Source organism: Pedococcus badiiscoriae (assembly GCF_013408925.1).
Classification (GTDB): Bacteria; Actinomycetota; Actinomycetes; order Actinomycetales; family Dermatophilaceae; genus Pedococcus; species Pedococcus badiiscoriae.
In genome coordinates this window covers 369528-396109 of sequence record NZ_JACCAB010000001.1, presented here as the reverse complement: position 1 = coordinate 396109, position 26582 = coordinate 369528, and the positions used below count along the sequence as shown (strand labels likewise).

Annotated in this window: 25 protein-coding genes; 21 read left to right on the top strand and 4 right to left on the bottom strand. The window is 70.1% G+C overall.

Annotated elements, in window-relative coordinates; genetic code table 11:
- Positions 1-2: 2 nt before the first annotated feature.
- Positions 3-1439 (bottom strand): aspartate aminotransferase family protein, encoded by a 1437-nt coding sequence (locus BJ986_RS01850; protein WP_202881160.1) that lies wholly within the window; start codon positions 1437-1439, stop codon positions 3-5.
- Positions 1436-1912 carry an Lrp/AsnC ligand binding domain-containing protein gene (locus tag BJ986_RS01845; protein ID WP_179420456.1) on the bottom strand — a complete coding sequence of 159 codons (477 nt, stop codon included), beginning with the start codon at positions 1910-1912 and terminating at the stop codon, positions 1436-1438. The genes BJ986_RS01850 and BJ986_RS01845 overlap by 4 nt, the downstream gene beginning before the upstream one ends.
- A gap of 188 nt (positions 1913-2100) precedes the next feature.
- Between BJ986_RS01845 and BJ986_RS01840 the strand changes: the two genes are divergently transcribed.
- The 14 genes from BJ986_RS01840 to ispG all read left to right on the top strand — a co-directional run bounded on the left by BJ986_RS01840 (position 2101) and on the right by ispG (position 17141).
- Entirely contained in the window at positions 2101-3549 is a 1449-nt protein-coding gene (locus BJ986_RS01840) for an aminobutyraldehyde dehydrogenase (RefSeq protein ID WP_179420455.1), read from the top strand.
- Positions 3550-3643: 94 nt separating this feature from the next.
- Complete coding sequence (locus tag BJ986_RS01835) at positions 3644-4864, top strand: polyamine ABC transporter substrate-binding protein (RefSeq protein ID WP_179420454.1); 1221 nt, start codon at positions 3644-3646, stop codon at positions 4862-4864.
- A 1-nt stretch (position 4865) separates the two neighbouring features.
- Positions 4866-5978: a polyamine ABC transporter ATP-binding protein gene (locus BJ986_RS01830; RefSeq protein ID WP_179420453.1), complete on the top strand. Its 1113-nt coding sequence runs from the start codon at positions 4866-4868 to the stop codon at positions 5976-5978.
- Positions 5971-6894, top strand: a complete 924-nt coding sequence (locus tag BJ986_RS01825) for an ABC transporter permease (protein ID WP_179420452.1) — start codon at positions 5971-5973, stop codon at positions 6892-6894. Before BJ986_RS01830 ends, BJ986_RS01825 begins: the two co-directional genes overlap by 8 nt.
- On the top strand, positions 6895-7695 hold the full coding sequence (locus tag BJ986_RS01820) for an ABC transporter permease subunit (RefSeq protein ID WP_179420451.1): 801 nt from the start codon (positions 6895-6897) through the stop codon (positions 7693-7695).
- A gap of 6 nt (positions 7696-7701) precedes the next feature.
- Positions 7702-8979, top strand: a complete 1278-nt coding sequence (locus BJ986_RS01815; protein ID WP_179420450.1) for a saccharopine dehydrogenase family protein — start codon at positions 7702-7704, stop codon at positions 8977-8979.
- Between the two features lie 34 nt (positions 8980-9013).
- Positions 9014-10108 (top strand): agmatinase, encoded by a 1095-nt coding sequence (gene speB / locus BJ986_RS01810; RefSeq protein ID WP_179420449.1) that lies wholly within the window; start codon positions 9014-9016, stop codon positions 10106-10108.
- Positions 10108-11568: an NAD-dependent succinate-semialdehyde dehydrogenase gene (locus BJ986_RS01805; protein WP_179420448.1), complete on the top strand. Its 1461-nt coding sequence runs from the start codon at positions 10108-10110 to the stop codon at positions 11566-11568. Before speB ends, BJ986_RS01805 begins: the two co-directional genes overlap by 1 nt.
- Before the next feature lie 82 nt (positions 11569-11650).
- On the top strand, positions 11651-12715 hold the full coding sequence (locus BJ986_RS01800; RefSeq protein WP_179420447.1) for a DnaB-like helicase C-terminal domain-containing protein: 1065 nt from the start codon (positions 11651-11653) through the stop codon (positions 12713-12715).
- 61 nt (positions 12716-12776) lie between these two features.
- Positions 12777-12899 (top strand): hypothetical protein, encoded by a 123-nt coding sequence (locus BJ986_RS16535; protein WP_272955358.1) that lies wholly within the window; start codon positions 12777-12779, stop codon positions 12897-12899.
- Positions 12896-13252 carry a barstar family protein gene (locus tag BJ986_RS01795; protein ID WP_179420446.1) on the top strand — a complete coding sequence of 119 codons (357 nt, stop codon included), beginning with the start codon at positions 12896-12898 and terminating at the stop codon, positions 13250-13252. Before BJ986_RS16535 ends, BJ986_RS01795 begins: the two co-directional genes overlap by 4 nt.
- Complete coding sequence (gene dxr / locus BJ986_RS01790) at positions 13252-14532, top strand: 1-deoxy-D-xylulose-5-phosphate reductoisomerase (protein ID WP_179423378.1); 1281 nt, start codon at positions 13252-13254, stop codon at positions 14530-14532. Before BJ986_RS01795 ends, dxr begins: the two co-directional genes overlap by 1 nt.
- On the top strand, positions 14532-15893 hold the full coding sequence (locus BJ986_RS01785) for a M50 family metallopeptidase (RefSeq protein ID WP_179420445.1): 1362 nt from the start codon (positions 14532-14534) through the stop codon (positions 15891-15893). Before dxr ends, BJ986_RS01785 begins: the two co-directional genes overlap by 1 nt.
- Positions 15894-15980: 87 nt before the next feature.
- Positions 15981-17141 carry a flavodoxin-dependent (E)-4-hydroxy-3-methylbut-2-enyl-diphosphate synthase gene (gene ispG, locus BJ986_RS01780; protein ID WP_179420444.1) on the top strand — a complete coding sequence of 387 codons (1161 nt, stop codon included), beginning with the start codon at positions 15981-15983 and terminating at the stop codon, positions 17139-17141.
- Between the two features lie 252 nt (positions 17142-17393).
- Here the strand turns inward: ispG and BJ986_RS01775 are convergent, their stop codons facing one another.
- Together BJ986_RS01775 and BJ986_RS01770 are read right to left on the bottom strand one after the other, a co-directional pair.
- Positions 17394-18542 (bottom strand): alpha/beta hydrolase, encoded by a 1149-nt coding sequence (locus BJ986_RS01775; RefSeq protein ID WP_179420443.1) that lies wholly within the window; start codon positions 18540-18542, stop codon positions 17394-17396.
- Between the two features lie 661 nt (positions 18543-19203).
- Complete coding sequence (locus tag BJ986_RS01770) at positions 19204-20529, bottom strand: DUF222 domain-containing protein (RefSeq protein WP_179420442.1); 1326 nt, start codon at positions 20527-20529, stop codon at positions 19204-19206.
- Positions 20530-20837: 308 nt separating this feature from the next.
- On the opposite strand from BJ986_RS01770, the gene BJ986_RS01765 reads away from it, so the two are divergent.
- The 7 genes from BJ986_RS01765 (at position 20838) to BJ986_RS01735 (ending at position 26579) form a co-directional block, all read left to right on the top strand.
- Complete coding sequence (locus BJ986_RS01765) at positions 20838-21683, top strand: GNAT family N-acetyltransferase (RefSeq protein ID WP_179420441.1); 846 nt, start codon at positions 20838-20840, stop codon at positions 21681-21683.
- Between the two features lie 11 nt (positions 21684-21694).
- Positions 21695-21934 carry a hypothetical protein gene (locus tag BJ986_RS01760; RefSeq protein ID WP_179420440.1) on the top strand — a complete coding sequence of 80 codons (240 nt, stop codon included), beginning with the start codon at positions 21695-21697 and terminating at the stop codon, positions 21932-21934.
- A gap of 13 nt (positions 21935-21947) precedes the next feature.
- Positions 21948-22346: a DoxX family protein gene (locus BJ986_RS01755; protein WP_179420439.1), complete on the top strand. Its 399-nt coding sequence runs from the start codon at positions 21948-21950 to the stop codon at positions 22344-22346.
- Between the two features lie 121 nt (positions 22347-22467).
- On the top strand, positions 22468-24267 hold the full coding sequence (locus BJ986_RS01750; RefSeq protein WP_179420438.1) for a proline--tRNA ligase: 1800 nt from the start codon (positions 22468-22470) through the stop codon (positions 24265-24267).
- Complete coding sequence (locus BJ986_RS01745) at positions 24267-25034, top strand: HAD family hydrolase (protein WP_179420437.1); 768 nt, start codon at positions 24267-24269, stop codon at positions 25032-25034. Before BJ986_RS01750 ends, BJ986_RS01745 begins: the two co-directional genes overlap by 1 nt.
- 33 nt (positions 25035-25067) lie before the next feature.
- A complete protein-coding gene (locus BJ986_RS01740; protein ID WP_179423376.1) occupies positions 25068-25817 on the top strand; it encodes a TSUP family transporter in 750 nt (249 codons plus the stop codon).
- Positions 25818-25907: 90 nt separating this feature from the next.
- Complete coding sequence (locus BJ986_RS01735) at positions 25908-26579, top strand: nucleoside/nucleotide kinase family protein (RefSeq protein ID WP_337794656.1); 672 nt, start codon at positions 25908-25910, stop codon at positions 26577-26579.
- Positions 26580-26582 lie beyond the last annotated feature (3 nt).

Genomic DNA, 26582 nt, shown 5'->3' with positions numbered 1-26582 from the left:
GGTCAGAGGTGCTTCTCGGCGCCGGTGAGCACCGAGCGCAGGCGTGACTCGATGTCGTCGAACTCGGTCTGCCCGATGATCAGCGGCGGCGCGAGCTGGATGACCGGGTCTCCGCGGTCGTCCGCGCGGCAGTAGAGGCCGGCGTCGAAGAGCGCCTTGGACAGGTAGCCGCGAAGGAGTCGCTCGGACTCCTCGTCGTTGAACGTCTCGCGGGTCTCCTTGTCCTTGACCAGCTCGATGCCGTAGAAGTAGCCGGCGCCGCGGACGTCGCCGACGATCGGCAGGTCGAGCAGCTTCTCCAGGGTGGCCCTGAACTTGGGGGCGTTGTCCTTCACGTGCTGGTTGAGCCCCTCGCGCTCGAAGATGTCGAGGTTGGCCATCGCCACCGCCGCGCTGACCGGGTGGCCACCGAAGGTGTAGCCGTGCGGGAAGTAGGTCGTCCCCTTCTTGAAGGGCTCGAACAGGCGATCGCTGGCGATCATCGCGCCGATGGGGGAGTAGCCCGAGGTCATGCCCTTGGCGCAGGTGATGATGTCCGGGACGTAACCGAAGTCGTCGCACGCGAACATCGAGCCGATGCGGCCGAACGAGCAGATCACCTCGTCCGAGACGAGCAGGACGTCGTACTCGTCGCAGATCTCGCGGACCCGCTCGAAGTAGCCGGCCGGCGGCGGGAAGCAGCCACCGGAGTTCTGGACCGGCTCGAGGAACACGGCCGCCACGGTGTCGGGGCCCTCGAACTCGATGGCCTCGGCGATCCGGTCGGCGGCCCAGCGTCCGAAGGCCTTCTCGTCGTCGCGCAGGTGCTCCGGCGCGCGGTAGGAGTTCGTGTTGGGGACCTTGAAGGCGCCGGGCACGAGCGGCTCGAACATCTCCTTGGCCGCGGGTATGCCGGTGATCGACAGGGCTCCCTGGGGGGTGCCGTGGTAGGCGACCGCGCGGCTGATCACCTTGTGCTTGGTGGGCTTCCCGGTCAGCTTGAAGTACTGCTTGGCGAGCTTCCAGGCCGTCTCGACGGCCTCGCCGCCGCCCGTGGTGAAGAACACCCGGTTGAGGTCACCGGGGGCACCGGCGGCCAGGCGCTCGGCGAGCTCGATGGCGCGGGGGTGGGCGTAGGACCAGAGCGGGAAGAAGGCCAGCTCCTTCGCCTGCTTGGCGGCCGCCTCGGCGAGCTCCTCGCGGCCATGACCGACCTGGACGACGAACAGCCCGGCCAGCCCGTCGATGTACTCGTTGCCGCGGTCGTCCCAGATCTTGTGGCCTTGGCCGCGGGTGATGATGGGGACGCTGTGGCCGAGTCCGCCGTCGCTGCGGTCCTCGAAGACCGAGTGGCGCGTGAAGTGCATCCACAGGTGGTCGCGGGCGGCCTCGCTGTGCAGCTTGCCCAGCGGGGTGTGCGTGTCGCTGGACGGTTCGGAGATGGACAGGTCAGTGGTCATCGAGTACCCCAGTTGTAGTGCTGCTTGTTGAGTTTCAGGTAGACGAACGTCTCGGTGGTCTGCACCCCCGGGAGGGTACGGATCCGCCGGGTGAGCAGGTCGAGCAGCTCGGCGTCGTCCTCGCAGACGACCTCGGCCAGCAGGTCGAAGCTGCCCGCCGTGGTGACGACGTAGTCGACCTCGCTCATGCCGGTGAGTGCGTCACCGACGGAGGTCAGGTCGCCGTCGACGCGGATGCCGATCATGGCCTGGCGGCGGAAGCCGACCTGGAGGGGATCGGTGACGGCGACGATCTGCATCACGCCGGAGTCGAGGAGTCGCTGCACCCGCTGGCGCACGGCCGCCTCGGACAGGCCGACTCGCTTGGCGATGGTGGCGTAGGACTGCCGCCCGTCCTCCTGGAGCTGCTCGATGATCGCCTTCGACAGGTCGTCGAGGCGCACATCGGCGGTGCTGTGGGAAGCGCGGGTCACGCCGCCATGGTGGCCTCTGGTGGCGTTCCGCGCAAGTCCCTGCACCACGGATTCCGTGCCAGTTTTGTTAAATCGCTGTTGATTTCCGCAATATCGGGTCTGGAACCTATTGAAATCCGCCGTGTTGGGGATACAGTTCCTCACACCTGAATCCGTACCGGTACCGCACAGAAATCCCTGGAGCTCTTGTGACCTCGACCCCGCGCCAGCTGCGCAACTTCATCAACGGCGAGTACGTGGAGGCGCAGACCGACACGACGTCAGACATCGTCAGCCCGGTGACCGCCCAGGTCGTGGCGAAGGCGCCGATCTCATCGGCGGCCGACGTCGACGCGGCATACGCCTCGGCCAGCAAGGCCTTCGAGGAGTGGGGGCAGACCACGCCGAGCGAGCGCCAGCAGGCGCTGCTGAAGTTCGCCGACGCGATCGAGAAGCGCTCCGACGAGTTCGTCCGGCTCGAGTCGGAGAACACCGGCAAGCCGCACGCCCTGACGGCGAGCGAGGAGCTGCCGCCGATGGTCGACCAGCTGCGCTTCTTCGCCGGCGCCGCGCGGGTGCTCGAGGGCCGGGCCGCGGGGGAGTACATGAAGGGGCACACCAGCTGGGTGCGGCGCGAGCCGATCGGCGTCGTGGGCCAGGTGACCCCGTGGAACTACCCGATGATGATGGCGGTCTGGAAGATCGGTCCCGCCCTCGCGGCGGGCAACACGATCGTCCTCAAGCCCTCGGACACCACGCCCGAGACGACGCTCCTCATGGCCGAGATCGCCTCGGAGTTCATGCCCCCCGGCACCTTCAACGTCGTGATGGGTGACCGCGAGACCGGCCGCGCCGTGGTGGAGCACAAGACGCCCGCCCTCGTCGCCATCACCGGCTCCGTCCGAGCCGGCATGCAGGTGGCCGAGAGTGCCAGCCACCAGCTCAAGCGTGTGCACCTCGAGCTCGGCGGCAAGGCGCCGGTGATCGTGTTCGACGACGCCGACATCGAGGCCGCGGTCGAGGGCATCGCGGTTGCCGGATACTTCAACGCGGGCCAGGACTGCACCGCGGCGACCCGGGTGCTGGCCGCGCCGCACATCCACGACGACTTCGTCGCAGCGCTGGGTGAGTACACCAAGAACTCGGCCAAGGTGGGCCTGCCCGACGACGAGGACGCGCTCCTCGGCCCGGTCAACAACCGCAACCAGCTCGAGCGGGTCCAGGGCTTCCTGTCCCGGCTGCCCGACCACGCCTCCGTCGCCGCCGGTGGTCACCGCCTCGACGCCCTGGGCGACGGCTTCTTCCTCGAGCCGACCGTGCTGTCCGGGCTGCGTCAGGACGACGAGGTCATCCAGGACGAGATCTTCGGCCCGGTCATCACCGTCCAGCGCTTCACCGACGAGGCCGAGGCGCTGCGCTGGGCCAACGGGGTCGACTACGGCCTGGCCTCCAGCGTCTGGACCAAGGACTTCGGTCGCGCCATGCGGGTGTCCAAGTCGCTCGACTTCGGCTGCGTCTGGATCAACACGCACATCCCGATCGTCGCCGAGATGCCCCACGGTGGGTTCAAGAAGTCCGGCTACGGCAAGGACCTGTCCATGTACGGCTTCGAGGACTACACCCGCATCAAGCACGTGATGGCCAACATCGACAGCTGAAGCCAGCGCCAGCGCCCCGCGCCAGCGCGGGCGCCCCCCGGCACCCACCCCATCCGCCCCCGCCCTCTCCCCAACGCCACCAGCAGGAGCCACCATGAACGAACCGCTTCCCCCGATCCTCACCGCGGCGCTCGCCCGCGGCCTCGTCTCGCGCCGGACCCTGATGGTCGGCGCTGCGGGCGCCGGGATCACGGCCCTTGCGGCGTGTGGCTCGAAGGGCCGCAACCCCGTCGCCAAGAGCGGCTCGAGCACCGCGACCGCGAAGGCCGCCCAGGACATGTCGGACTCGGAGAAGCTCGTCAACTGGTCGAACTGGCCCGAGTACATCGACGTCGACGACAAGACCAAGGCCCGACCCTCGCTGGTGGCCTTCACCAAGAAGACCGGGATCACGGTCAACTACACCGAGGACTACAACGACAACGACGAGTTCTACGCCAAGGTGCGTCCCCTGCTGGCGGGGGGCACCGACACCGGCCGTGACGTGTGGTGCAGCACCGACTGGATGGTGGCCCGGCTGATCCGTCAGGGCTTCGTCCAGAAGCTCGACCTCGCCAACATCCCCAACCACGCCAATGTCGAGGGCTCGCTGCTCAACGTCGAGTTCGACCCGGGCCGGCTGTACTCGCTGCCCTGGCAGAGCGGGTTCGCCGGCATCGCCTACAACCCCAAGGCCACCGGCGGCAAGAAGATCGAGTCCGTCGACCAGCTGCTCACCGACCCGGTGCTCAAGGGGAAGGTGACGCTGCTGACCGAGATGCGCGACACGGTGGGACTCGTCCTGATGGCCATGGGCAAGAAGGTCGAGAGCTTCACCGACGCGGACTTCACCGCCGCCATGGACGAGCTCACGAAGGCCAAGGAAGCCGGCCAGATCAAGGGCTTCACGGGCAACGACTACACCAAGCCGCTCGCGGCCGGCGACACCGCCGCCTGCTTCGCGTGGACCGGCGACGTCGTCCAGCTGCGGGCCGACAACCCCAACCTCGGGTACGTCCTGCCCTCGACCGGCTGCACCCTCTGGTCGGACAACTTCGTGATCCCGGCGCTGGCCAAGCACAAGAAGAACGCCGAGGCCCTCATCAACTACTACTACGACCCCCAGGTCATGGCCAAGGTCGTCGACTACGTCAACTACATCTCCCCCGTGAAGGGCACCAAGGAGGTCCTGACCAAGCTCGACCCGGCCATCGCCAAGAACACCCTGATCGAGCCGGATGCCGCGACCCTGCAGCGCGCGCACGTCTTCCGTGGGCTCACCGCCGCGGAGGAGACCAAGTACAACGCCGCCTTCGCCCAGCTGACGGCCGGGTGACGTGGCGGCGCAAGCATCCGGCGACCTGAGTCTCGTCGGGATCAGCAAGGAGTTCGAGACGTTCACGGCGGTCCATCCGCTCGACCTGGAGGTCCCGGCGGGGTCGTTCTTCGCCCTCCTCGGGCCGAGTGGCTGCGGCAAGACGACCACCCTGAGGATGGTTGCCGGGCTGGAGGAGCCGACGACGGGCAAGATCCTCATCGGCGACCAGGACATCACCGACACCAAGGCCTTCCGCCGCAACGTCAACACCGTGTTCCAGTCCTACGCCCTCTTCCCGCACATGACGGTGCTGGAGAACGTCGCGTTCGGGCTCAAGCGCCGTGGCGACAAGGACGCCGTCGCCAAGGCGAAGGAGTCCCTCGAGCTCGTGCAGCTCGGCGCGGTCGCCAAGAAGAAGCCGGCGCAGCTCTCTGGAGGCATGCAGCAGCGGGTCGCCCTGGCGCGAGCCATCGTCAACCGTCCCGACGTCCTGCTCCTCGACGAACCGCTGGGTGCCCTCGACCTCAAGCTGCGTCGGCAGATGCAGATCGAGCTCAAGCGGATCCAGTCCGAGGTGGGCCTGACCTTCATCCACGTCACCCACGACCAGGAGGAGGCCATGACGATGGCCGACTCGATCGCGGTGATGAACGCCGGGCGGATCGAGCAGCAGGGCGATCCCGCCAGCCTCTACGAGCACCCGAAGTCGGTCTTCGTCGCCAACTTCCTCGGCCAGTCCAACCTGCTGCGTGCCTCGATCGAGGGCCCCGGAGCCGAGGGCACCGTGATGGTCAGCTCGCACGGCCAGCGGCTCGAGGCCGACGCCTCGCACATCCCCGAGGGTGCCCGCGAGATCTGGCTGGGGGTGCGCCCCGAGAAGCTCAGGCTGGGCGAGGGCGGCGGCCCCAACCGGCTGCACGGCGTGGTCGCCGACGCGTCCTTCACCGGGGTCGCCACGCAGTACCTCGTGCGGCTGCCGTGGGACCAGGAGATCACGGTCGTCCAGCAGAACGACGGCAGCGCCCGTGCGCTCGAGGGGGAGAACGTCACCGTCTCGTGGGCCAGCCACCACGGTTTCGTCCTCGACGCCGCCGAGCCGGCCGACGCGGGACTGGGGCACGAAGATGGCTGAGATCGCCGCGGCGGTCCCGGGCACGGGGCACCCGCTTCCGCAGCCGCGGGACAGCCGGCGCAACTGGGTGCCGTACGTCCTGCTGCTGCCCGGGCTGGTCTGGCTGTTCGTCTTCTTCGTCGTGCCGATGATCACCCTCGGGTCGCAGTCGCTCCAGGAGGGCGACGTCGACAACGGCTACACGTTCACCGGCAACGTCGCCATCTACGGCGACGCGCTGCAGAGCTACTGGCAGCAGCTCATGCGCTCCATCGGGTATGCCGCGTCGGCGACCGTCCTCACGCTGCTCCTGGGCTATCCGCTCGCCTACTTCATCGCCAGCCGCAAGGGCCGCTCGAAGTACGTCCTGCTCGTGCTGGTGATCGCGCCGTTCTTCACCAGCTTCCTGATCCGCACCCTGGCGTGGCAGACGATCCTGGCCGACAAGTATCCGGTGGCCGGGTTCGCCCGGTGGACGCACTTCACCGACCTGCTCCAGCTCGTCGGCCTCACCAACAACGACTCGTTGCTGTCCAGCAAGTTCGCGGTGATCTGCGGGCTGACCTACAACTTCCTGCCCTTCATGATCCTGCCGCTCTACTCCTCCCTGGACCGGGTGGACGGCAGGCTCCTCGAGGCCGCCCGGGACCTGTACGCCACGCCCTGGGAGACGTTCCGGCGCATCACCTGGCCGCTGTCCCTGCCCGGGGTGGTGGCCGGCACGCTGCTGACGTTCATCCCCGCAGCGGGTGACTACATCAACTCCCGGCTGCTCGGGAACACCCAGACCGTCATGATCGGGCAGGTCATCGACGCCCAGTTCCTGCGAGTGCTCAACTACCCCCTCGCGGCGGCGTTGTCGTTCGTCCTGCTCGTCCTGATCCTGGCCCTCGTCACGGCATACGTCCGCAAGGCCGGCACCGAGGAGCTGGTCTGAGTGGCACTGACCAACTGGATCCGACGCCACCTGCTCGCCTTCGTCGCGATGGCGGTGCTGGCCATCCTGCTGGTGCCCAACGTGGTGGTCGCCCTGTTCTCGTTCAACAAACCCAACGGCCGCTACAACTACGAGTGGGTGCGGGGGTCGGCCGATGCCTGGACCAACCCGTGTGGCACCCCGGGGATCTGTGAGGCCCTGGGGCTGAGCCTGAAGATCGGCATCACAGCCTCCCTGGTGGCGACGGTGATGGGCACGATGATCGCGTTCGCCCTGGGCCGACACCGTTTCCGGGGCCGCTCCGCGACGAACATGCTCATCTTCATGCCCATGGCGACGCCCGAGGTCGTGATGGGATCCAGCCTGCTCACCCTGTTCGTGGCACTGGGGCTGCCGGCGGGCGCGACGGCGATCCTCATCGCCCACATCATGTTCTGCCTGTCGTTCGTGGTCGTGGCCGTGAAGGCGCGGGTGAGCTCGCTGGACCCCAAGCTCGAAGAGGCCGCGGCCGACCTCGGGGCCGGGCCGGTGGCGACGTTCCTGCGGGTGACCCTGCCGTTGGTCGCCCCGGGGATCGCGGCCGGTGCCCTCCTGGCCTTCTCGCTGAGCTTCGACGACTACATCATCACCAACTTCAACGCGAGCCCGAACTCGGTGACCTTCCCGATGTACGTCTGGGGCGCCGCCCAGCGCGGGACCCCCGTCCAGATCAACGTCATCGGGACGGTGATGTTCGTGCTGTCAGTGGGGATCGTCCTCACCGGCCAGTTCGTCTCCGCCCGTCGAGCGAAAGCAGCCTGATTCCCCATGCGCATCCTCATGATCGGCGCCGGCGGCGTCGGTGACGCTGCCGCACGCATCGCGGTCGAACGTGACTTCTTCGAGTCCTTCGTCGTGGCCGACTACGACCTGGCCAGGGCCGTGGCGACGGTGACGGCCGCGGCCGCTCGTCGCGAGGGCGAGGGCCGGTTCGTCGCCGCCCAGGTGGACGCCTCCGACTCCGAGGCCGTCGCGGCATTGGCCGCCCACCACGGCGCCACCCACGTCTTCAACGCCGTCGACCCCCGGTTCGTCATGCCCATCTTCCGCGGTGCCCTCGCGGCGGGTGCGAGCTACCTCGACATGGCGATGAGCCTGTCCCAGCGCCACCCCGACGAGCCCTACGCCAAGGTCCACGTCAAGCTCGGTGACGAGCAGTTCGCCATGAAGGGTGAGTGGGAGGACGCGGGTCAGCTGGCCCTGCTGGGGATCGGGGTGGAGCCGGGGCTGTCGGACGTGCTCGCCCGCTACGCCTCCGACCACCTGTTCTCGTCGATCGACGAGCTCGGCACCCGCGACGGGGCCAACCTCGCCGTCTACGACGAGGACGGCAACGAGACCTTCGCGCCGGGCTTCTCGATGTGGACCATCATCGAGGAGTGCCTCAACCCGCCCGTGGTGTGGGAACGCTCGCGGGCCGAGGCCGCCGGGGGAGACCTCGAGGCCGGGTTCTTCACCCTGCCGGCGTTCAGCGAGCCCGAGGTGTTCGAGTTCCCCGAAGGCATCGGCCCCGTCGAGTGCGTCCACGTCGAGCACGAGGAGGTGCTCCTCATGCCTCGCTGGCTCGACGCGCAACGGGTGACCTTCAAGTACGGCCTCGGCGACGAGCTCATCTCCATCCTGCGCACCCTGCACACGCTCGGCCTCGACCGCACCGACCCGGTGACGGTCAAGGGGGTCGAGGTGTCACCCCGCGACGTCGTGGCGGCGGTGCTGCCCGACCCCGCCACCATCGGCCCGCGGATGAAGGGCAAGACCTGTGCCGGGGTCTGGGTGACGGGCACCGGCAAGGACGGCCAGCCGCGGAGCACGTACCTCTACCACGTCGTGGACAACGAGGAGACGATGCGCGAGTACGGCGCCCAGTGCGTCGTCTGGCAGACCGCCGTCAACCCCGTGGTCGCGTTGGAGCTGCTCGCGAACGGCACCTGGGGCGGATCCGGCGTGCTCGGTCCGGAGGCCTTCGACGCCGTGCCGTTCCTGGACCTGCTGGCCGCACCCAAGCCCGAGGGCTACGGCTCGCCCTGGGGCATGGAAGACCGCTGAGTCGATGACCTCGCAACGGCACTAGGGTCGAATCATGACGCGATACGGGCAGCAGTACGGCCCCGACTTCACCTTCCTCGGCGTGGACCGCTGTGACCTCGAGGACGAGAGCACGTATGCCGATGCGGACGTCGTGATCCTCGGCGCGCCTTTCGACGGGGGCACCTCGCACCGCCCCGGCACGCGGTTCGGACCCCAGGCGATCCGGATGACGGACTACCTGCCGCACGACGGGTCCCGGCCGTCGCTGGCCCTGCGGACCGACGGCCTCGTCGACCTCAGGGTGGTCGACGCGGGTGATGTCGAGATGTACTCCGGTGACATCGAGCGGTCCCTGCCGAAGCTGGAGGCCGCGGTCGAGCGCGTGACGCGGGCAGGCGCCATACCCGTCGTCCTCGGGGGCGACCACTCGATCGCGTTCCCGGACGCCAAGGGCGTCGCCAACGTCATCGGCCACGGCCGCGTCTCGATGATCCACTTCGACGCGCACGCCGACACCGGTGACATCGAGTTCGGTTCGCTGTGGGGCCACGGCCAGCCGATGCGCCGCCTCATCGAGTCGGGTGCGCTGCGCGGCGACCGGTTCCTGCAGGTCGGGCTGAGGGGGTACTGGCCGCCGCCGGAGACGCTCGACTGGATGGCCGGCCAGGAGATGAGGTCGTTCGAGATGACCGAGATCGTGCACCGCGGTCTCGACGAGGTCCTCACCGAGGCGTTCACCATCGCCACGGACGAGTGCGACGGCGTCTTCCTCTCGGTGGACATCGACGTGTGCGACCCGGGCCACGCGCCGGGGACCGGCACCCCGGAGCCCGGCGGCCTCACGGCCCGCCAGCTGCTCGACGCCGTGCGGCGGATCTGCCTGGAGCTGCCGGTCGTCGGCGTCGACGTCGTCGAGGTGAGTCCGCCCTACGACCACGCCGACATCACCGCCGCGCTCGCCAATCGCGTTGTCCTGGAGGCTCTCTCGGCCATCGCGCGCAAACGGCGGGACGAGCGGGACGGGACCCGCTGGGACCCCTCGCAACCTCTGCTCGCGGGGCGCAACGGCGCCATCCCCGAGGGACACCTCCCGCACCACCACCACACCCATGAGACACACGACCACTCACCGGAGGTCCAGGACTGATGGCCACCACTCAGAAGTCCCTCATCGAGTCGGTCCCCAAGGGACTCCTCATCGGCGGCACCTGGCGCGACGCCACCGGCGGCCGCACCCTCGCCGTCGAGGACCCCTCGAGCGGCGCCACGCTCACCCACGTCGCCGACGCGACGGTGGCCGACGGCAAGGCCGCGCTCGACGCAGCCGTGGCGGCTCAGGCGGACTGGGCCGGGACGCCGCCGCGGGACCGTGGCGAGATCCTGCGCGCCGCGTTCGAACGCATCACCGAGCGGGCCGAGGAGTTCGCCACGCTGATGACGCTCGAGATGGGCAAGACGCTGGCCGAGTCGCGGGGCGAGGTGACCTACGGCGCAGAGTTCTTCCGCTGGTTCTCCGAGGAGGCCGTCCGGATCCACGGTCGCTGGTCGACGGCGCCCAACGGCGCGACCCGGCTGCTCACGATGAAGAAACCGGTCGGTCCGACGCTCATGATCACCCCGTGGAACTTCCCGCTGGCCATGGGCACGCGCAAGATCGGGCCGGCGATCGCGGCCGGCTGCACGATGGTCGTCAAGCCGGCCAGCCAGACGCCGCTGACGATGCTCGCCCTGGCGGAGCTGCTGCGCGAGTGCGGCCTGCCGGACGGCGTCCTCAACGTGGTCACCACCACGCACACCGGTGAGGTCATGGAGCCACTCATCCGTGACCCGCGCCTGCGCAAGCTGACCTTCACCGGGTCGACCGCGGTCGGTCGCCGGCTCGTCGAGCAGTCGGCCGAGCAGCTGCTGAGGGTCTCGATGGAGCTCGGTGGCAACGCCCCGTTCATCGTGTTCGAGGACGCCGACCTCGACCGCGCGGTGGATGGCGCGATGCTGGCCAAGATGCGCAACATCGGTGAGGCCTGCACGGCGGCGAACCGCTTCTTCGTGCACGAGAGCGTCGCTGACGAGTTCGCCAAGAAGTTCGCCGGGCGGATGGCCGGACTGACCCTCGGCAAGGGCACCAAGAAGGGTGTCGACGTGGGGCCGCTGATCGACGCCAAGGCGCGCGACGGCGTGAGCGAGCTCGTGCAGGACGCCAAGGCCAAGGGCGGCACCGTCCTGACCGGCGGGGGACAGGTCGCCGGCCGGGGCTACTTCTTCGAGCCGACGGTGATCAGCGGGGTCCCCATGACGGCGCGGGTCATGAGCGAGGAGATCTTCGGACCGGTGGCCCCGATCGCCACGTTCCGCACCGAGGCCGAGGCCATCGACAGGGCCAACAGCACCGAGTTCGGCCTGGCGTCGTACGTCTTCACGAACGACCTGGGTCGGGTGATCAGGGTCAGCGAGGCGCTGGAGTACGGGATGATCGGCATCAACCAGGGGATCATCTCCAACCCGGCCGCGCCCTTCGGCGGGGTCAAGGCGTCCGGGTTCGGCCGCGAGGGCGGGTTCGAGGGCATCGAGGAGTACCTCGAGACGACCTATGTCGGGATTGCCCCCTAAGGACCGAACGCGGGTCAGCCGTTCGGGGCAAAGTTGACCGAACGGGTACCACCGGACGCACATCGACGCTTCAATCTGTGGCATGACCAGTGCGGACCCAGCGGGAGCCAGTGTCGTCTCGATCAACGGCGACGCGCCGGCGTCGCGCAACACAGGCCGCCTCCGGTCGCTGACCGACGTGCTCGTGGAGACCGACGAGAAGCTCCGGCTCGGGCAGATCGCCGGCGCGCGGGTCTGGCCCACCGGCTTCGACGCCCTCGACATCGCGCTGACGGGCGGCTTCCGCTCGGGTGAGCTGGTGCTGCTCGGCGGCCCCCAGGGTCTGGGCAAGACGGCCATGGCCCTGCAGATGCTCCGCAACACGGTCGCTGCCAACCGCAGTGGCGTGCTGTTCTCCTACGAGCACGACGCCCACGGCATCCTCGAGCGGCTCATCGCGATCGAGGCGGGAGCCATCGCGGGTGCCGAGGCCGCCGGGCTCGCCAAGATCCGCGCCGGTTTCGAGGCCAGGCACAGCCGGGCGAAGTCGATGCGGGAGCGCTTCGCCGACACCCAGGGCGGCGCTGAGGCCGTCGATGCCCTCGAGTCCTACGGCGACCGGCTGCACGTGCACACCTCGAGCGGGATGCACACCACGCTCGACGCCATCCGCGCCTCCGTCATGCAGATCATCGAGACCGACGGGCGCGCGCCGCTCGTGCTGGTCGACTACCTGCAGAAAGTGCCCGTCCCCGGGGGCCTGAACGAGGACGAGCGGGTCGCCGTCGTCGTCGAGCGGCTCAAGGACATGGCGCTCGAGCTGGGCGTGCCGGTCGTCGCGATCGTGGCCGCCGACAAGTCCAGCCTGGTCGCCGGTCGGCGCATGCGGGTCAACGACCTGCGTGGCTCGTCCGCCCTCGCCTACGAGGCCGACGTGGTGCTGATCCTCAACGACAAGTACGACATCGTCGCCAAGCACCACCTCGTCTACCACCTCGGCAACGCCGAGCGGTTCCGCCACTGGGTCGTCATGTCGATCGAGAAGAACCGCAACGGCGCCGACCACCTCGAGCTGGAGTTCCAGAAGCGGTTCGACCAGGGCCGGTTCGAGCCCGAGGGCCGGGTCGTCGAGGAGCAGCTCATCGAGGAGCGCGTCTACCGCGAGTAGCCCACTGGGACGCCGTCCGCTCGCCGGGTAGGACGGCGACGGCTGCCCTATCGTCGGGAGCATGCCCGCCGTCCAGAGCAGAGCCGTGCGCCTCGAGCTCGCGGGCCTCGGTCGGGTGCTGGGGCTCGGGTGGACCGATGAGCCCCCTGCATCGTTCCGGGTGATCGAGGGTGGTCCCCGGTGATCCGCATCCTGGGGCCTGAGGTGACCTTCGACGACGTCGTCCGGGGCGCGCGGGACCGCGGCCACGACGTCTGCGTCGTCCCGGCCGGCGCCACCAAGGCCGAGAGCATTGAGCTGTTCGCGCAGGTGCTGGACTTCCCGGACTGGTTCGGTCGCAACCTCGATGCCCTCGCCGACTGCCTCCACGACTTCGCCGAACAGCCGTTGGGCGGCGCCCGCGCCCGGCATCTCGTCTGGGACGGTGCCGCGCAGCTGCGGCGTGGTCACCTCGAGACGTTCGAGGACATCGCGGGGGTCCTGGACGAGGTGAGCCAGGACCACGCGAGCTTCGTGGTGACCATCCTCGACCGGTGATGGGCGACAATGAACCGGTGACTTCCCCGCGCAGCGTCGCCGTCCTCGGCTCGACCGGTTCCATCGGCACCCAGGCCCTGGACGTCATCGCGCGCCACCCCGACCGCTTCCGGGTGGTCGCCCTGTCCGCGGGCTCCAACCTCGACCTCGTGGCGGAGCAGGCCGTCACCTTCGAGGTGGACCTCGTCGCGGTCGCCCGCGGCACCCACGAGCAGGTCGCCGAGGCGATCGGTGCGTATGCCGCCCGGGCCGGCCGCCCGGCATACCGGCCGGAGGTCGTGGTGGGCGAGGACGCCGCCGTCGCGGCGGCGGGGTGCGGCGCCGAGGTCGTCCTCAACGGGATCACGGGCGCCATCGGGCTGCGCCCGACGCTGGCGGCGCTGGCGCAGGGGTCGACCCTTGCCCTGGCCAACAAGGAGTCCCTCATCGTGGGTGGCCCGCTGGTGAAGGCGGCCGCACGACCGGACCAGATCGTGCCCGTGGACTCGGAGCACTCGGCCATCGCCCAGTGCCTTCGTGGCGGGCGCGCCGACGAGGTGCGCCGACTCGTGGTGACGGCCAGCGGCGGCCCCTTCCGCGGGCGCAGCCGCGAGTCGCTGCGCGACGTGACCCCTGCCGAGGCCCTCGCGCACCCGAACTTCTCGATGGGGCGGGTGATCACGACCAACTCGGCCACCCTCGTCAACAAGGGACTCGAGGTGATCGAGGCGCACCTGCTCTTCGACATCCCCTTCGACCGGATCGACGTGGTGGTCCACCCGCAGCAGCTGATCCACTCGATGGTGGAGTTCGTCGACGGGTCCACCATGGCGCAGGCCGGACCCCCGCGGATGCTCGTGCCGATCGCGCTCGGACTCTCGTGGCCCGACCGGCTGGCCGACGTCGACGTCCCGGTCGACTGGACGCGAGCGCAGTCGTGGGAGTTCGAGCCGCTCGACGACGAGGCCTTCCCGGCGGTGCGCCTGGCCCGTCAGGTCGGCGAGGCCGGGGGCACCAGCCCGGCGGTCTACAACGCCGCCAACGAGGTCGCGGTGGACGCCTTCCACGACGGCCACATCGGGTTCGTCGAGATCGTCGACACGGTGGCCAGGGTGGTGGAGATCCACGGGTCGGGCGGCGCGCCGGGGATCGAATCAGGGACACTGTCCGTTGATGACGTGATGCGCGCCGACGGGTGGGCTCGCGACGAGGCGCGGAAGGTGCTGGGTTTGCAGACTGGATCGATGGCGGAGGCGCCGCTCGCAGCGGCGTCGTCGACGACGCAGGGGGCGCTTCGCTGATGACCGTCCTGCTGTACGTGCTCGGCGTCCTCTTCGTGGCCCTGGGGGTGGGCCTGTCGATCGGGCTGCACGAGATCGGTCACCTGCTCCCGGCCAAGAAGTTCGGCGTCAAGGTCACCCAGTACATGGTCGGCTTCGGTCCGACGGTCTGGTCGACGAGGCGGGGTGAGACCGAGTACGGCATCAAGGCCATCCCGCTCGGGGGCTACATCCGGATGATCGGCATGTTCCCGCCCCGTCCGGGTGACAAGCCCGGGACGCTGCGGGTGTCGAGCACGGGCCGGTTCTCCCAGCTCGCCGACGAGGCACGTCAGCTCAGCCTCGAGGAGATCAAGCCGGGGGACGAGGACCGCGTCTTCTACAAGCTGTCGGTGCCCAAGAAGGTCGTCGTGATGATGGGCGGCCCGGTGATGAACCTCGTCATCGCGGTCGTGCTGCTCACGGGCCTGGTGACCCTCTACGGCCAGGAGGTGCAGAAGGACGGGGCCCTCGTGGCGTCCGTCAGCGAGTGCGTCGTGCCCGCGAGCCAGGCGACCGCCAAGACGACCTGCGCCCCCTCCGACCCCAAGACCCCCGCCTATCGCGCGGGCCTGCGCCCCGGTGACCGGATCGTGTCGATCGCAGGTCAGCCGATCAAGCGCACGACCGACGTGGGAAGGCTGATCCGACCTCGGGTCGGCCAGCCGACTGAGATCGTGGTGCTGCGTGGCGGAGCCCGGCAGACGCTCGAGGTCAGCCCGATCCGCAACACGGTCCAGCAGGTCGGGCCGAACGGCGCTCCCTTGGTGGACGCATCCGGACACCCCGTGGTGGTGACCGCCGGGTTCCTCGGCGTCTCCTCCGCCCCGGTCCAGGCGCTGGAGCGCCAGCCGGTCACCGTGGTGCCCGGCATCCTCGGTCAGCAGATCTCGCACATCGCAGGCGTCCTCGTGCACATCCCCCAGCGGATGACCGACGTCGCCGAGGCCGCCTTCGGTTCCAAGGCGCGCGACCCCAACGGACCGATGTCCGTCGTGGGTGTGGGCCGGATGGCCGGCGAGATCTCGTCGGGCTCGATCCAGGGAGTCGACGAGAGCCTCGCCGGCAAGCTGGCGATCCTGGTCAGCCTGATGGCAGGGCTCAACCTCGCGCTCTTCGTGTTCAACCTGATCCCGCTGCTGCCGCTGGACGGTGGCCACGTCGCGGGAGCGTTGTGGGAAGGGTTGAAGCGCAACGCCGCTCGGCTGCTGAACCGCCCCGACCCCGGCCACGTGGACGTCGCCAAGGCGTTGCCCATCGCGTATGCCGTGTCCACGGTGCTCATCGTGATGTCAGCGCTGCTCATCTACGCCGACTTCGTCAAGCCCGTCAAGCTCGGCTGACGCGTTGGCTGTCTCTCGCCTGACCCTGCCCGGCGTCGGCCACCTGCCGGCGTCGGCGTCCACCACGCTCTGGGAGATACTCGACGCATGACAGTTGGACTCGGTATGCCGGCCCTGCCCCCGCCCGTGCTCGCGCCCCGTCGCAAGACGCGCAAGATCAAGGTCGGCAAGGTCGAGGTCGGCGGCGACGCCCCCATCTCGGTGCAGTCGATGTGCACCACCCCCACGACGGACATCAACAGCACCCTGCAGCAGATCGCCGAGCTCACCGCCTCGGGCTGCGACATCGTGCGCGTCGCCTGCCCGAGCCAGGACGACGCCGACGCGCTGCCCGCGATCGCCAGGAAGTCGCAGATCCCGGTGATCGCGGACATCCACTTCCAGCCCAAGTACGTCTTCGCCGCGATCGACGCCGGCTGCGCCGCGGTGCGCGTCAACCCGGGCAACATCCGCAAGTTCGACGACCAGGTCAAGCAGATCGCGGCGGCGGCCAAGGACGCCGGCGTCTCGATCCGGATCGGCGTCAACGCGGGTTCGCTCGACCCGCGCCTCCTGGAGAAGTACGGCAAGGCGACCGCCGAGGCCCTCGTCGAGTCGGCCGTGTGGGAGGCGTCGCTCTTCGAGGAGCACGACTTCCACGACTTCAAGATCTCGGTCAAGCACAATGACCCGGTCGTCATGGTCAGGGCCTACGAGATGCTGTCCGAGCGGGGCGACTGGCCGTTGCACCTCGGGGTCACCGAGGCCGGGCCGGCATTCCAGGGCACCATCAAGTCGGCCACCGCCTTCGGGGCACTGCTGTCCCAGGGCATCGGTGACACGATCCGGGTGTCCCTGTCGGCTCCTCCGGTCGAGGAGGTCAAGGTCGGCAACCAGATCCTCCAGTCCCTCAACCTCAAGCCCCGCAAGCTCGAGATCGTGTCCTGCCCCTCGTGCGGTCGCGCCCAGGTCGACGTCTACAAGCTCGCCGACGAGGTCACCGCCGGGCTGGAGGGGATGACCGTCCCGCTGCGGGTGGCCGTCATGGGCTGCGTCGTCAACGGTCCCGGGGAGGCCCGCGAGGCCGACCTCGGGGTGGCCTCCGGCAACGGCAAGGGCCAGATCTTCGTCAAGGGCGAGGTCGTCAAGACCGTGCCCGAGAGCCAGATCGTGGAGACGCTGATCGAGGAGGCCATGCGCATCGCCGAGGAGATGGGCGAGCCCATCGACGAGGCCAGCGCCGGAGCACCGTCGGTCACCGTCGGCTGACGCGAACCGCCACTCACCCCCGCGCAGGCCGATGACCCCGCCGTCCTGGCGGGGGTGTGGGGCGAGATCACGCTCTAGGTTGCATTCCTCGTTGGTGGACGCGTCTCTCGGATCATGCGCACCAACCTGAGGTGTCCGCGCGCCCTTGACTTGAAGTAGCAACGAAACTCGTAGAGGTCCGATGCGAATCCTGTGACCCCGTATTCGCACACACGATCTGGTTGCGCGCGGTTCCGGCTTGTCGGTGCGATTTCACGCCGTCTGCCGGAACCCGCTCAGGTTGGTGCCGAGCCAGGACAGGCTCTGCGGGAGCAGGCCCTTCCACAGCCCGATCCGGTGTCCGGCATGCTGCAGGACGACGGCGTCCACCGCGATCGGCGCCCGCGCCGCCTTCAGCAGGGCCCGGGTGGACGAGTAGGAGACCGGGTCGGAGTGGGAGGTTTCCACCCAGAGGGCGACGGGCGGGGGGTGGTGCACGGCGAGTGTCACGAGGTTGTACCGGGCCGCAAGGGCGCTTCCCGGCGCGTAGGGCTCGTAGAGGGGGCTGAACTCGGGGCGGAAGTAGCCGCCCATGACGATCGCCGCCCCGTACTGGGCGGGGTGCAGCATCGCCACCATGGCGGCGCACCACCCGCCGGTGGACAGGCCGATCGTCGCCCAGGAGGAGCGGTCGGCGGGCACCCGGAAGCTTCGGGCGACCCAGTCGGGGACGTCCCGGGCCAGCCACGTCTCCAGCTGCGGGGAGCCCTGCCCGCCGTTGACGCACTCGGTGTCCACGCCCGGCGGCACCTCGACCTGCGGCGACACGATCAGTGCCGATCGCATCCGCTTCGCATCCACCTGCTGCGCCATCACGTCGCCCAGGTGCATCGTCTGGATCCACTGACGAGGGGTGCTCGGGTAGCCCTGGAAGGTCTCCAGGACCGGATAGCGAGTGGTGGCGCTGCCCGGGTCGAGGTACCCGGGTGGCAGCTTGACCACGACAGTGCCCACGATCCCGCTCAGCGGGCCCTTGACGGAGTAGGTGATCACGTCGCCGTCCTGCCGCCCGCCGGGAGGCAGGGACCGGACAAGGGGCCCCAGAGGCGCGGCAGCCCCGCTGGCCGACCCCTTGGCCGCCTCGGCCGCACGGGCACCGCCGCTCAGGGCGGTCTTCGTGACGGTCCCGTTGAGGGCGCCCTGCAGGTCGCTCCAGTCGGCGAAGAACAGGAACTGGGCGTTGAGCTGGGTCGCCGCCGTGATCAGGACCAGCCCGGACACGAGGGTGAGCGTTCCGATCCGTGCCGCGATGTTGCCCGCGGATCGTCGACTCATCGCCGGCCACAGCACGACCGCGACGACGAACGCGGCCACCGTCACCGCGACAACCAGCGTGAGGAAGGGCCAGCCGATCAGCGACATGGCCGCTCCTGGTGCCGGCAGGGTCGCGGCAGCGCGGTCGGCCGGCGTGGGGGCCACTTCATGGGGTGTTGGTGGAGCATTCAGTCCTCCGCGAAGAACGGTGCGATCTCGTGGTGTTGACGGCGACGTGGGGACGCCACCGCAGGGTGGCTACCGTTGGGCGGTTACCGCATCGGGCCGCCCATGGGAAGCTCGGCCGCGAGCTGGGTCGTCGGCACATAGGGGTGACGCGACACTCGGGTGCACGCGCCCGGCCCGGGGTGCGGCGAAGGCCCGCAGCAGGTTGAGCGTGATCCGCTGGAGTGCGGCGCTGGTTCGCCGGGGGTTTCCCACGCGCTCATGGCCGACCGCGAGGGCGGCGTTCTAACGTCATGGAAATGCACGAGCACTATTAGGGCACGATCAACCTGAGAAAATGCGCAGCCACTACCGCGCGCCGGTCCCGAACGGTGTTCCCCTTTACCGGTGCTGAGCGCTAGACCGGGCTCGTGACCGAGGACAGGGGTCCGTGATGGGAAACGTAGCCAGCATCGCCGGGTGGAGCGTGCCGATCGGTCGGTCGGTCGGTTGCGCGTGCGGCGGGTGTGTCGGCTGATGCGAGCCGCCACTCACCCCAGCACATGCCGATGACCCCGCCGTCCTGGCGGGGTGTGGGGCGAGATCACGCTCGTTCCTGTGCAGCGCGGAGCGCGAGCAGCTCGTCGTAGGAGCCTCGAGCGAGGTCCCACACGACGCGTTCGCCCTCGGGGCTCAGGACCACCCGGCCGGCGAGGCGTCGCTGGTGGGCGATCGTGTGGTGCCGCTCGCACAGGAGGGCAGCGTTGGTCAGGTCGGAGGAGCCGAAGTCGGCCCAGTGCACCAGGTGGTGCCCGTCGGTCCAGGATGGGGGTGCGTCGCAGCCCGGAAAGGTGCACCCACCGTCGCGCAGCCACAACCGGCGCGTCTGAGCCGGGGTGAACAGGCGGACGTTGCGGCCGAGGTCGAGGACCTCCCCGTGCGAGCCGAGGACGACGGGGATCACCGATGCGTCGCAGGCCAGCCGGCGCACCGTCTCGGCGGCCAGGTGGCTGCCTGAGTCCACGCTGCCCAGCGTCGTCGCGGCGCCCACCGCATCGCGCAGGGATTCCCAGTCCATCGTGAGGAAGAGCGTGGTGCTCGAGTTCTTGCCCACGGTCCCGTCGGCGGCGACCGCCCGCCTCACGAGCTGCACCAGGGCGTCTCCTCGGCGCCGGTCGGAGCTGCGCAGGTCGCGCTCGCCCTCCACCGGCCGGGGTGCCGACAAGGGGCCTAGTGCGGCTTCGAGGACGGCGCGGCCCTCGGCGTCGAGGCTCAGGCGGTACTCGCTGATGCCGCCGGGGGAGTCGTGTGGCTGGGACAGCGAGACGAACGTCTTGCCGGCGTCCTGCTCGTCCTGGAGCACCCCGTCGCGCCCATACCGAGCCAGCAGGGCCGACCGCAGCAGCCGGCAACCCCGCGGACCGTGCTCCGCAGCCATGTCGACCAGTCCCGCGACGACGGGAGCGTCGGCGCCATCGGCGAGCAGCGGCCGCAGCTTGTCCGCCTCGACGACCACGGCAGCCGCCGACCTCACCGGCAGACGACCGGCGTCGACGGCCTCCTTGACCGCCTCGTTGACGGGCTTGGCGAAGGCGTGCGCCAACGCGACCACCTGACCGGCGCCACCCGCGCGGGTGGTCGGAGCGTGTCGGCGAACCCACTGGACCGGCGACAGCGCCAGGGGCCCGGACGACGTCTCGCCCCGGTCCAGGGCCTCGGCGGTGACGGCCACCCGAGCGGCATCGCAGGCGCCGCCCAGTGCGTCGACCTCTCCCAGTAGCCCGGCGAGGCCGCCGCCGCCATCCGCGCGCTGGTCCTCGGAGTGGTCCCCGGCGCACCCACCGGACCCGGCCTGCCACAGGACGGTGCCGAGTGCGCCCAGCGACTCACGCGCGGCGGCGATCCGCTCGCGATGCTGTGCCAGACTCACGCCTTCCCCCATGACCACCATTCTAGGTGCCACCACCGACAGTCCTCCGTCCCCGCGAGCGGGCGGAAGTCATTGCAGCGCAACGGAAACCACGGCCTGCCTCAGCGCACGGAGCCGCCCGACAAGCCGCCCGACAAGCCGTCCACAAACCGCCCGACACATCGCCGACAAACTGCCCGACAAACCGCCGGACGAATCGTCCGACAAACCGCCGGGGACGGGCCCCGGGGCGCCCCAGGCCGGGACCGGACCGGGTGTTCCGTGGCAATGCTGCGCGCCGGGCCCACTGCACGGCCTAGGCTGACAGGGTGCTGCGCACTCGCAACCCGGTCCACGCGCTGTCGCCCTCGGACCGCGACGCCGCGTTGGAGGTGTGCGCGCGGAACCTGCCGGCGAACGTGTTCGTGGCCGCTCGCCTGCTCGAAGGCGTCCTGAGCAGCCAGCCCGGCACCGTCCTGGGACACAAGGTCGGTGGCAGCCTCGAGGCGTTGTGCTGGTCGAGCGCCAACCTCGTCCCGGTCGAGGCCGACGAGCAGGCGCTGGGCTTCTTCGCCGACCGGGTCCGACGGTGGCGCCGACACTGTGCGTCGATCCTCGGACCGGCCGACCAGGTGGCCGAGCTCTGGCGACAGCTCGCGCCGGCGTGGGGACCCGCCCGGGCAGTTCGGGCGAGCCAACCGCTGATGAGCACCATGGACCGGCCCTCCGCCCTGGGCATCGAGCTCGACCCCAGGGTGCGCCCGGCCCGCGAGCACGAGGTCGACCTGGTGATGCCCGCGGCTGCCCACATGTTCGAGGGCGAGATCGGGTACCCGCCCTACTCCGGCTCCGGCGCGGCATACCGGTCCGCGCTGTTGGCCCTCATCGACCGTGGCCACACGTTCGTCGCGATCGAGGACGGCGCGGTGATCTTCAAGGCCGACGTCGGCTCCGTCGCGCTCGGCTGCGCGCAGCTCCAGGGGGTCTGGCTCGCCCCGCACCTGCGCGGGCAGGGCCTCTCCGTGCCGCTGATGGCCTCGGTGGTCGAGCAGGTGATGGAGACCCGCGCACGCTGGGTCACGTTGTACGTCAACGACTTCAACGAGAGCGCCCGGGCCACGTATGCGCGGGTCGGCTTCGAGGACGTCGGCACCTTCTCGACCGTGCTGCTCTGACCCGCCCTGCCATGGATCCTTCGCTGCAGTCCGAACCGCGCCCGGACACCCCCGCCGCAGGGAACGCGCTGCTCTGGCTCACGGGCACGCTGGCCCTGTTCGGCGGGTTCCTCGTCGCCGTGCCGGGCCGGGAGGCCGCGGGACGCACCTGGCTCTGGGTGGGCCTGGTCCTGCTCGTCGTGGGCGGCGTGACGTTCGCGCTCGCCCTCCGGTCGCGGCTGTCGTACCTGCGAGAGCATCCGGGCGACTGACAGGATGGGAGCCATGCCCCGTTCTGTCGCGCCCCTGACCAAGGACATCGTCGGCCTGGCCGGTCTGTTCATCACCTCGGGGACGACCCACCTCGTCAAGCCGGAGGTGTTCGAACCCCTGGTGCCGAACTCGCTGCCCCGCCGGCGCGAGCTGATCTACCTCTCCGGGGTCGCCGAGCTGGCTTGTGCGGCAGGACTGCTCCACCCCCGCACCCGCCGGTATGCCGGCTGGGCCAGTGCCGGGCTGCTCCTGGCGATCCTGCCCGGCAACGTCCAGATGAGCGCCAACTACGGCAAGCGGGCCCAGCGCAGGGCGACCCCGGCCGCCCGGGCCGCCTTCGCCGGCACCGTGGCCCGGCTGCCACTGCAGCTCCCGTTGATCCGCACCGCCCTGCGGGCCGCGGGACGCTGACGCCAAGTTCTCGAGAGGCGCCTGAGCGCACCCCCGCGCACGGCGCCGTGGAAACCGTGGTGAGCCCACGGCATACCCACCGATATCCTCTGGGGGTTGTCCACCAACCGAGGAGTGCCACGTGGCCCTGCGCATGTCGACCCTGTTCCTGCGAACCCTTCGCGAGGACCCGGCCGATGCCGAGGTGCCGAGCCACCGGCTGCTCGTGCGGGCGGGCTACATCCGTCGGGTGAGCCCGGGCATCTACACCTGGCTGCCCCTGGGGCTGCGGGTGCTGCGCAAGGTCGAGACCATCGTGCGCGAGGAGATGGACGAGATCGGCGCCCAGGAGCTGCTGTTCCCGGCGCTGCTGCCCAAGGAGCCCTTCGAGGCGAGCGGGCGCTGGACCGAGTACGGCCCCAACATCTTCCGCCTGCAGGACCGCAAGGGCGCTGACTACCTCCTCGGCCCGACCCACGAGGAGATGTTCACGCTCGCGGTCAAGGACATGTACTCGTCCTACAAGGACCTGCCGCTGGCGATCTACCAGATCCAGACCAAGTACCGCGACGAGGCGCGTCCGCGGGCCGGCGTGCTGCGCGGCCGCGAGTTCGTCATGAAGGACTCCTACTCCTTCGACCTCGACGCCGCCGGCCTCGACAAGGCCTACCAGCTGCACCGCGACGCCTACATCCGCATCTTCGACCGCCTCGGCTTCCACTACGTCATCGTCCAGGCGATGGCCGGCGCCATGGGCGGGAGCAAGAGCGAGGAGTTCCTCGCCACCGCCGAGAACGGCGAGGACACCTACGTCCGCTGCCCGAACTGCGGGTATGCCGCGAACGTCGAGGCCGTCCGGGTCCCGGTCCCGGACCCCGTGCCGTATGCCGACGTGCCCGCAGCGCACGTCGAGGCCACTCCGGACACCCCCACCATCGAGACGCTGGTGGCCCACCTCAACGCGCACTTCCCGCGCGAGGACCGGCCCTGGGCGGCGGGCGACACCCTCAAGAACGTCATCGTCACCCTCGTCCACCCCGACGGCACCCGTGAGCCGCTGGCCATCGGCGTGCCGGGCGACCGCGAGATCGACGAGAAGCGGCTCGGCGCGCAGGTGGACCCGGCCGCGGTGGAAGCCTTCGAGGAGAAGGACTTCGCGGCCAACCCGGCCCTCGTCAAGGGGTACATCGGGCCGGGCGCGCTCGGGTCGGAGTCCGCCTCGAAGATCCGCTACCTGCTCGACCCGCGGGTGGCCGAGGGCACCCGCTGGGTCACCGGCGCCGACGAGTCCGGCAAGCACGTCATCGACCTGGTGGCCGGCCGCGACTTCACTGCCGACGGCACGATCGAGGCCGCGGACGTGCGGCCCGGCGACGCGTGCCCGAGCTGTGGCCACGGTCTGGAGTCCGCGCGCGGCATCGAGATGGGACACATCTTCCAGCTCGGCACCAAGTACGCCGAGGCGCTCGACCTCAAGGTGCTGGACCAGAACGGCAAGCTGCAGACGGTCGTCATGGGCTCCTACGGCGTCGGGGTGTCCCGCGCGGTGGCGTGCGTCGCCGAGGGCAACCACGACGAGCTGGGGCTGCGCTGGCCGCGCGAGATCAGCCCGGTCGACGTGCACGTGGTGGCCACCGGCAAGGACGTCACCCGCGACCCCGAGGTCTTCACCAAGTCCGAGGAGATCACCCGGGCGCTCGAGGCGGCCGGGCTGTCGGTGCTCTACGACGACCGCCAGAAGGTCAGCCCCGGGGTGAAGTTCAAGGACTCCGAGCTGATCGGCGTCCCGACGATCGTCGTGGTCGGCAAGTCCCTGGAGCACGGCGTCGTCGAGATCAAGGACCGCGCCACCGGCGAGCGCCGGGAGGTGCCGGTGCAGGACGTCGTGTCCGAGGTCGTCCGCGAGGTCAGCGGCGCCGGGGTGCCCGGCAGCGCGTCCTGATGGCGGCGTCCCCGACGGCCCCGCTGAGGGCGGTCATCTTCGACTGGGGTGGGACGCTGACCCCCTGGCACGACGTCGACCTCCCGCAGCAGTGGCGGGTGTTCGCCCGCCAGGTCCACGGCCTGCCCGTCGAGGACCCGCAGATGCCGGTCGACGACCTCGCCGAGGCGGACTCGCTGGCGCTGCGGATCCACGCTGCCGAGGAGCGCGCCTGGGCCCGGGGGAGGGACAGCCACGAGAGCGCGTCGATCGAGGCGATCCTCGAGGACGCGGGCGTCGACCCGGACCACGACCGGCACCTGCTCGCGCTCGCGGCATACCGGCGGTTCTGGGAGCCGCACACGCACACCGACCCGCAGGTCCGCCCGCTGTGGGAGGGGCTGCACGACCGAGGGCTCAAGGTCGGGGTGCTCTCCAACACGATCTGGAGCCGTGAGTACCACCGGGAGGTGTTCCAGCGCGACGGCGTCCTCGACCTCGTGGACGGCGACGTGTACTCCTCGGAGATCCACGTGGTGAAGCCGCACCCGGACGCCTTCCGCGCGGCCTGCGCGGCCGTCGGCGTGCAGCCCCAGGAGGCCGTCTACGTCGGCGACCGCTTGTACGAGGACGTCCACGGCCCGCAGCAGATCGGCATGCGCGCGATCTGGGTGCCGCACAGCGACATCCCGGCGTCCCAGGTGGTGCCCGTCGACGTGACCCCTGACGCACAGGCCCACGAGCTGCTCGACGTCCTCGCGATCGTCGACGGCTGGCTGGGCAGGTAGGTGCCCCACCTCGACCCGACCACGGTCCTGCTGATGGTGCTCGCGGGGTTCGGCGCCGGCTGGGTCGACGCAGTCGTGGGCGGGGGAGGGCTGGTGCAGCTGCCCGCCCTGCTGCTCGGCTTCCCCGGGGCGGCTCCCGCGCAGCTGCTCGCCACCAACAAGATCGCCTCGATCTTCGGCACGACGACGAGCGCGGTGACCTACTGGCGCAGGGTGCGTCCCGACCTGCGCACCGCCCTGCCGATGGCCGCCGTGGCCTACCTCGGGGCGGTGGGCGGTGCCCTGCTCGGGCTGCACATCCCCAAGAGTGCGTTCAACCCGATCATCCTCGTGATGCTGCTCGTCGTGGGCGCCTACACCGTCGCCAGGCCCTCCCTCGGCCACGAGACCGCGCTGCGCTTCGACGGCCACCGCCACACCTTCGTGGCGATGCTGACCGGGTTCGCCATCGGGGTCTACGACGGGGCCCTCGGGCCGGGCACCGGATCGTTCCTCGTCTTCGCGCTCGTCGGGCTGATGGGGTACGCCTTCCTCGAGGCGAGCGCCAAGGCCAAGATCGCGAACTTCGCCACCAACCTCGGGGCGCTGACCGTCTTCGTCCCCGGTGGCCATGTGATGTGGAAGATCGGGCTCGTGATGGCCGTGGCCAACATCGCGGGTGGATATGTCGGGGCCCGGACCGCCGTGGCACGGGGCAGCAGGTTCGTCCGCGTGGTCTTCGTCGTCGTGCTCGTCGCCTTCATCGTGAGGATCGGTGGCTCGGTGCTCGGCTGGTGGAGCTGACCTACGGTGGGACGCATGGGCGATCCGGACCTCCCAGCGCCGTCTGCACCTCCAGCGCCGCTGGGACCGGCGCCGCCTGCTGTGCCATCAGTGCCGTCGCTGGTGATCCTCCTGGAGCGGTGCGCGCGCCTCGTGTCGGAGGCCTCCGCCGGCCGCCGTCGGGTCCTCGGCATCGCGGGGCCACCCGGCGCGGGCAAGACGACCCTGGTCGCGACGCTGCTGCGCGCGGCCGCCGCCGACCCCCGGCTGGCCGGCCGCGTCGCGCACGTGCCGATGGACGGCTTCCACCTCCCCGGCGCCGAGCTCCAGCGCCTGGGTCGGCTGGGTCGCAAGGGAGCGCCTGACACCTTCGACGTCGAGGCCTATGCCGCGGTGCTCGCCGCCGTCCGTGCCTCGCCGCGCGCGGTGGTGCGGGCTCCGGCGTTCGACCACGGGGTGGGGGAGCCCGAGGCCGAGGCCATCGAGGTCGGCTCCGGAGCGGACCTGGTCGTGACCGAGGGCAACTACCTGCTGCTCGACGACCCGGCGTGGCGTCCGGTGCGGGGACTGCTCGACGAGGTGTGGTTCTGTGCCTTGCCCGGCGACGAACGCCGCCGTCGCCTCATCGACCGTCACGTGGAGAGCGGACGTCCGCCGCAGGAGGCGACGGCCTGGGTCGACCGGTCCGACGAGGCCAATGCCCGGCTGGTCGTCGGCGGCCACGAGGCGGCGGACCTGGTGCTGGTCGACGGCCGGATCGTGGCGAAACCCGCCACCCGCTGACTT

Excerpts from the sequence above, each read along its gene's own strand:
- BJ986_RS01850 (WP_202881160.1), bottom strand. The coding sequence starts at position 1,439 with ATGACCACTGACCTGTCCATCTCCGAACCGTCCAGCGACACGCACACC.
- BJ986_RS01835 (WP_179420454.1), top strand. The coding sequence starts at position 3,644 with ATGAACGAACCGCTTCCCCCGATCCTCACCGCGGCGCTCGCCCGCGGC.
- BJ986_RS01825 (WP_179420452.1), top strand. The coding sequence starts at position 5,971 with ATGGCTGAGATCGCCGCGGCGGTCCCGGGCACGGGGCACCCGCTTCCG.
- BJ986_RS01815 (WP_179420450.1), top strand. The coding sequence starts at position 7,702 with ATGCGCATCCTCATGATCGGCGCCGGCGGCGTCGGTGACGCTGCCGCA.
- speB (WP_179420449.1), top strand. The coding sequence starts at position 9,014 with ATGACGCGATACGGGCAGCAGTACGGCCCCGACTTCACCTTCCTCGGC.
- BJ986_RS01805 (WP_179420448.1), top strand. The coding sequence starts at position 10,108 with ATGGCCACCACTCAGAAGTCCCTCATCGAGTCGGTCCCCAAGGGACTC.
- BJ986_RS01800 (WP_179420447.1), top strand. The coding sequence starts at position 11,651 with ATGACCAGTGCGGACCCAGCGGGAGCCAGTGTCGTCTCGATCAACGGC.
- BJ986_RS16535 (WP_272955358.1), top strand. The coding sequence starts at position 12,777 with ATGCCCGCCGTCCAGAGCAGAGCCGTGCGCCTCGAGCTCGCGGGCCTC.
- dxr (WP_179423378.1), top strand. The coding sequence starts at position 13,252 with ATGGGCGACAATGAACCGGTGACTTCCCCGCGCAGCGTCGCCGTCCTC.
- BJ986_RS01785 (WP_179420445.1), top strand. The coding sequence starts at position 14,532 with ATGACCGTCCTGCTGTACGTGCTCGGCGTCCTCTTCGTGGCCCTGGGG.
- ispG (WP_179420444.1), top strand. The coding sequence starts at position 15,981 with ATGACAGTTGGACTCGGTATGCCGGCCCTGCCCCCGCCCGTGCTCGCG.
- BJ986_RS01775 (WP_179420443.1), bottom strand. The coding sequence starts at position 18,542 with ATGTCGCTGATCGGCTGGCCCTTCCTCACGCTGGTTGTCGCGGTGACG.
- BJ986_RS01760 (WP_179420440.1), top strand. The coding sequence starts at position 21,695 with ATGGATCCTTCGCTGCAGTCCGAACCGCGCCCGGACACCCCCGCCGCA.
- BJ986_RS01755 (WP_179420439.1), top strand. The coding sequence starts at position 21,948 with ATGCCCCGTTCTGTCGCGCCCCTGACCAAGGACATCGTCGGCCTGGCC.
- BJ986_RS01745 (WP_179420437.1), top strand. The coding sequence starts at position 24,267 with ATGGCGGCGTCCCCGACGGCCCCGCTGAGGGCGGTCATCTTCGACTGG.
- BJ986_RS01740 (WP_179423376.1), top strand. The coding sequence starts at position 25,068 with ATGGTGCTCGCGGGGTTCGGCGCCGGCTGGGTCGACGCAGTCGTGGGC.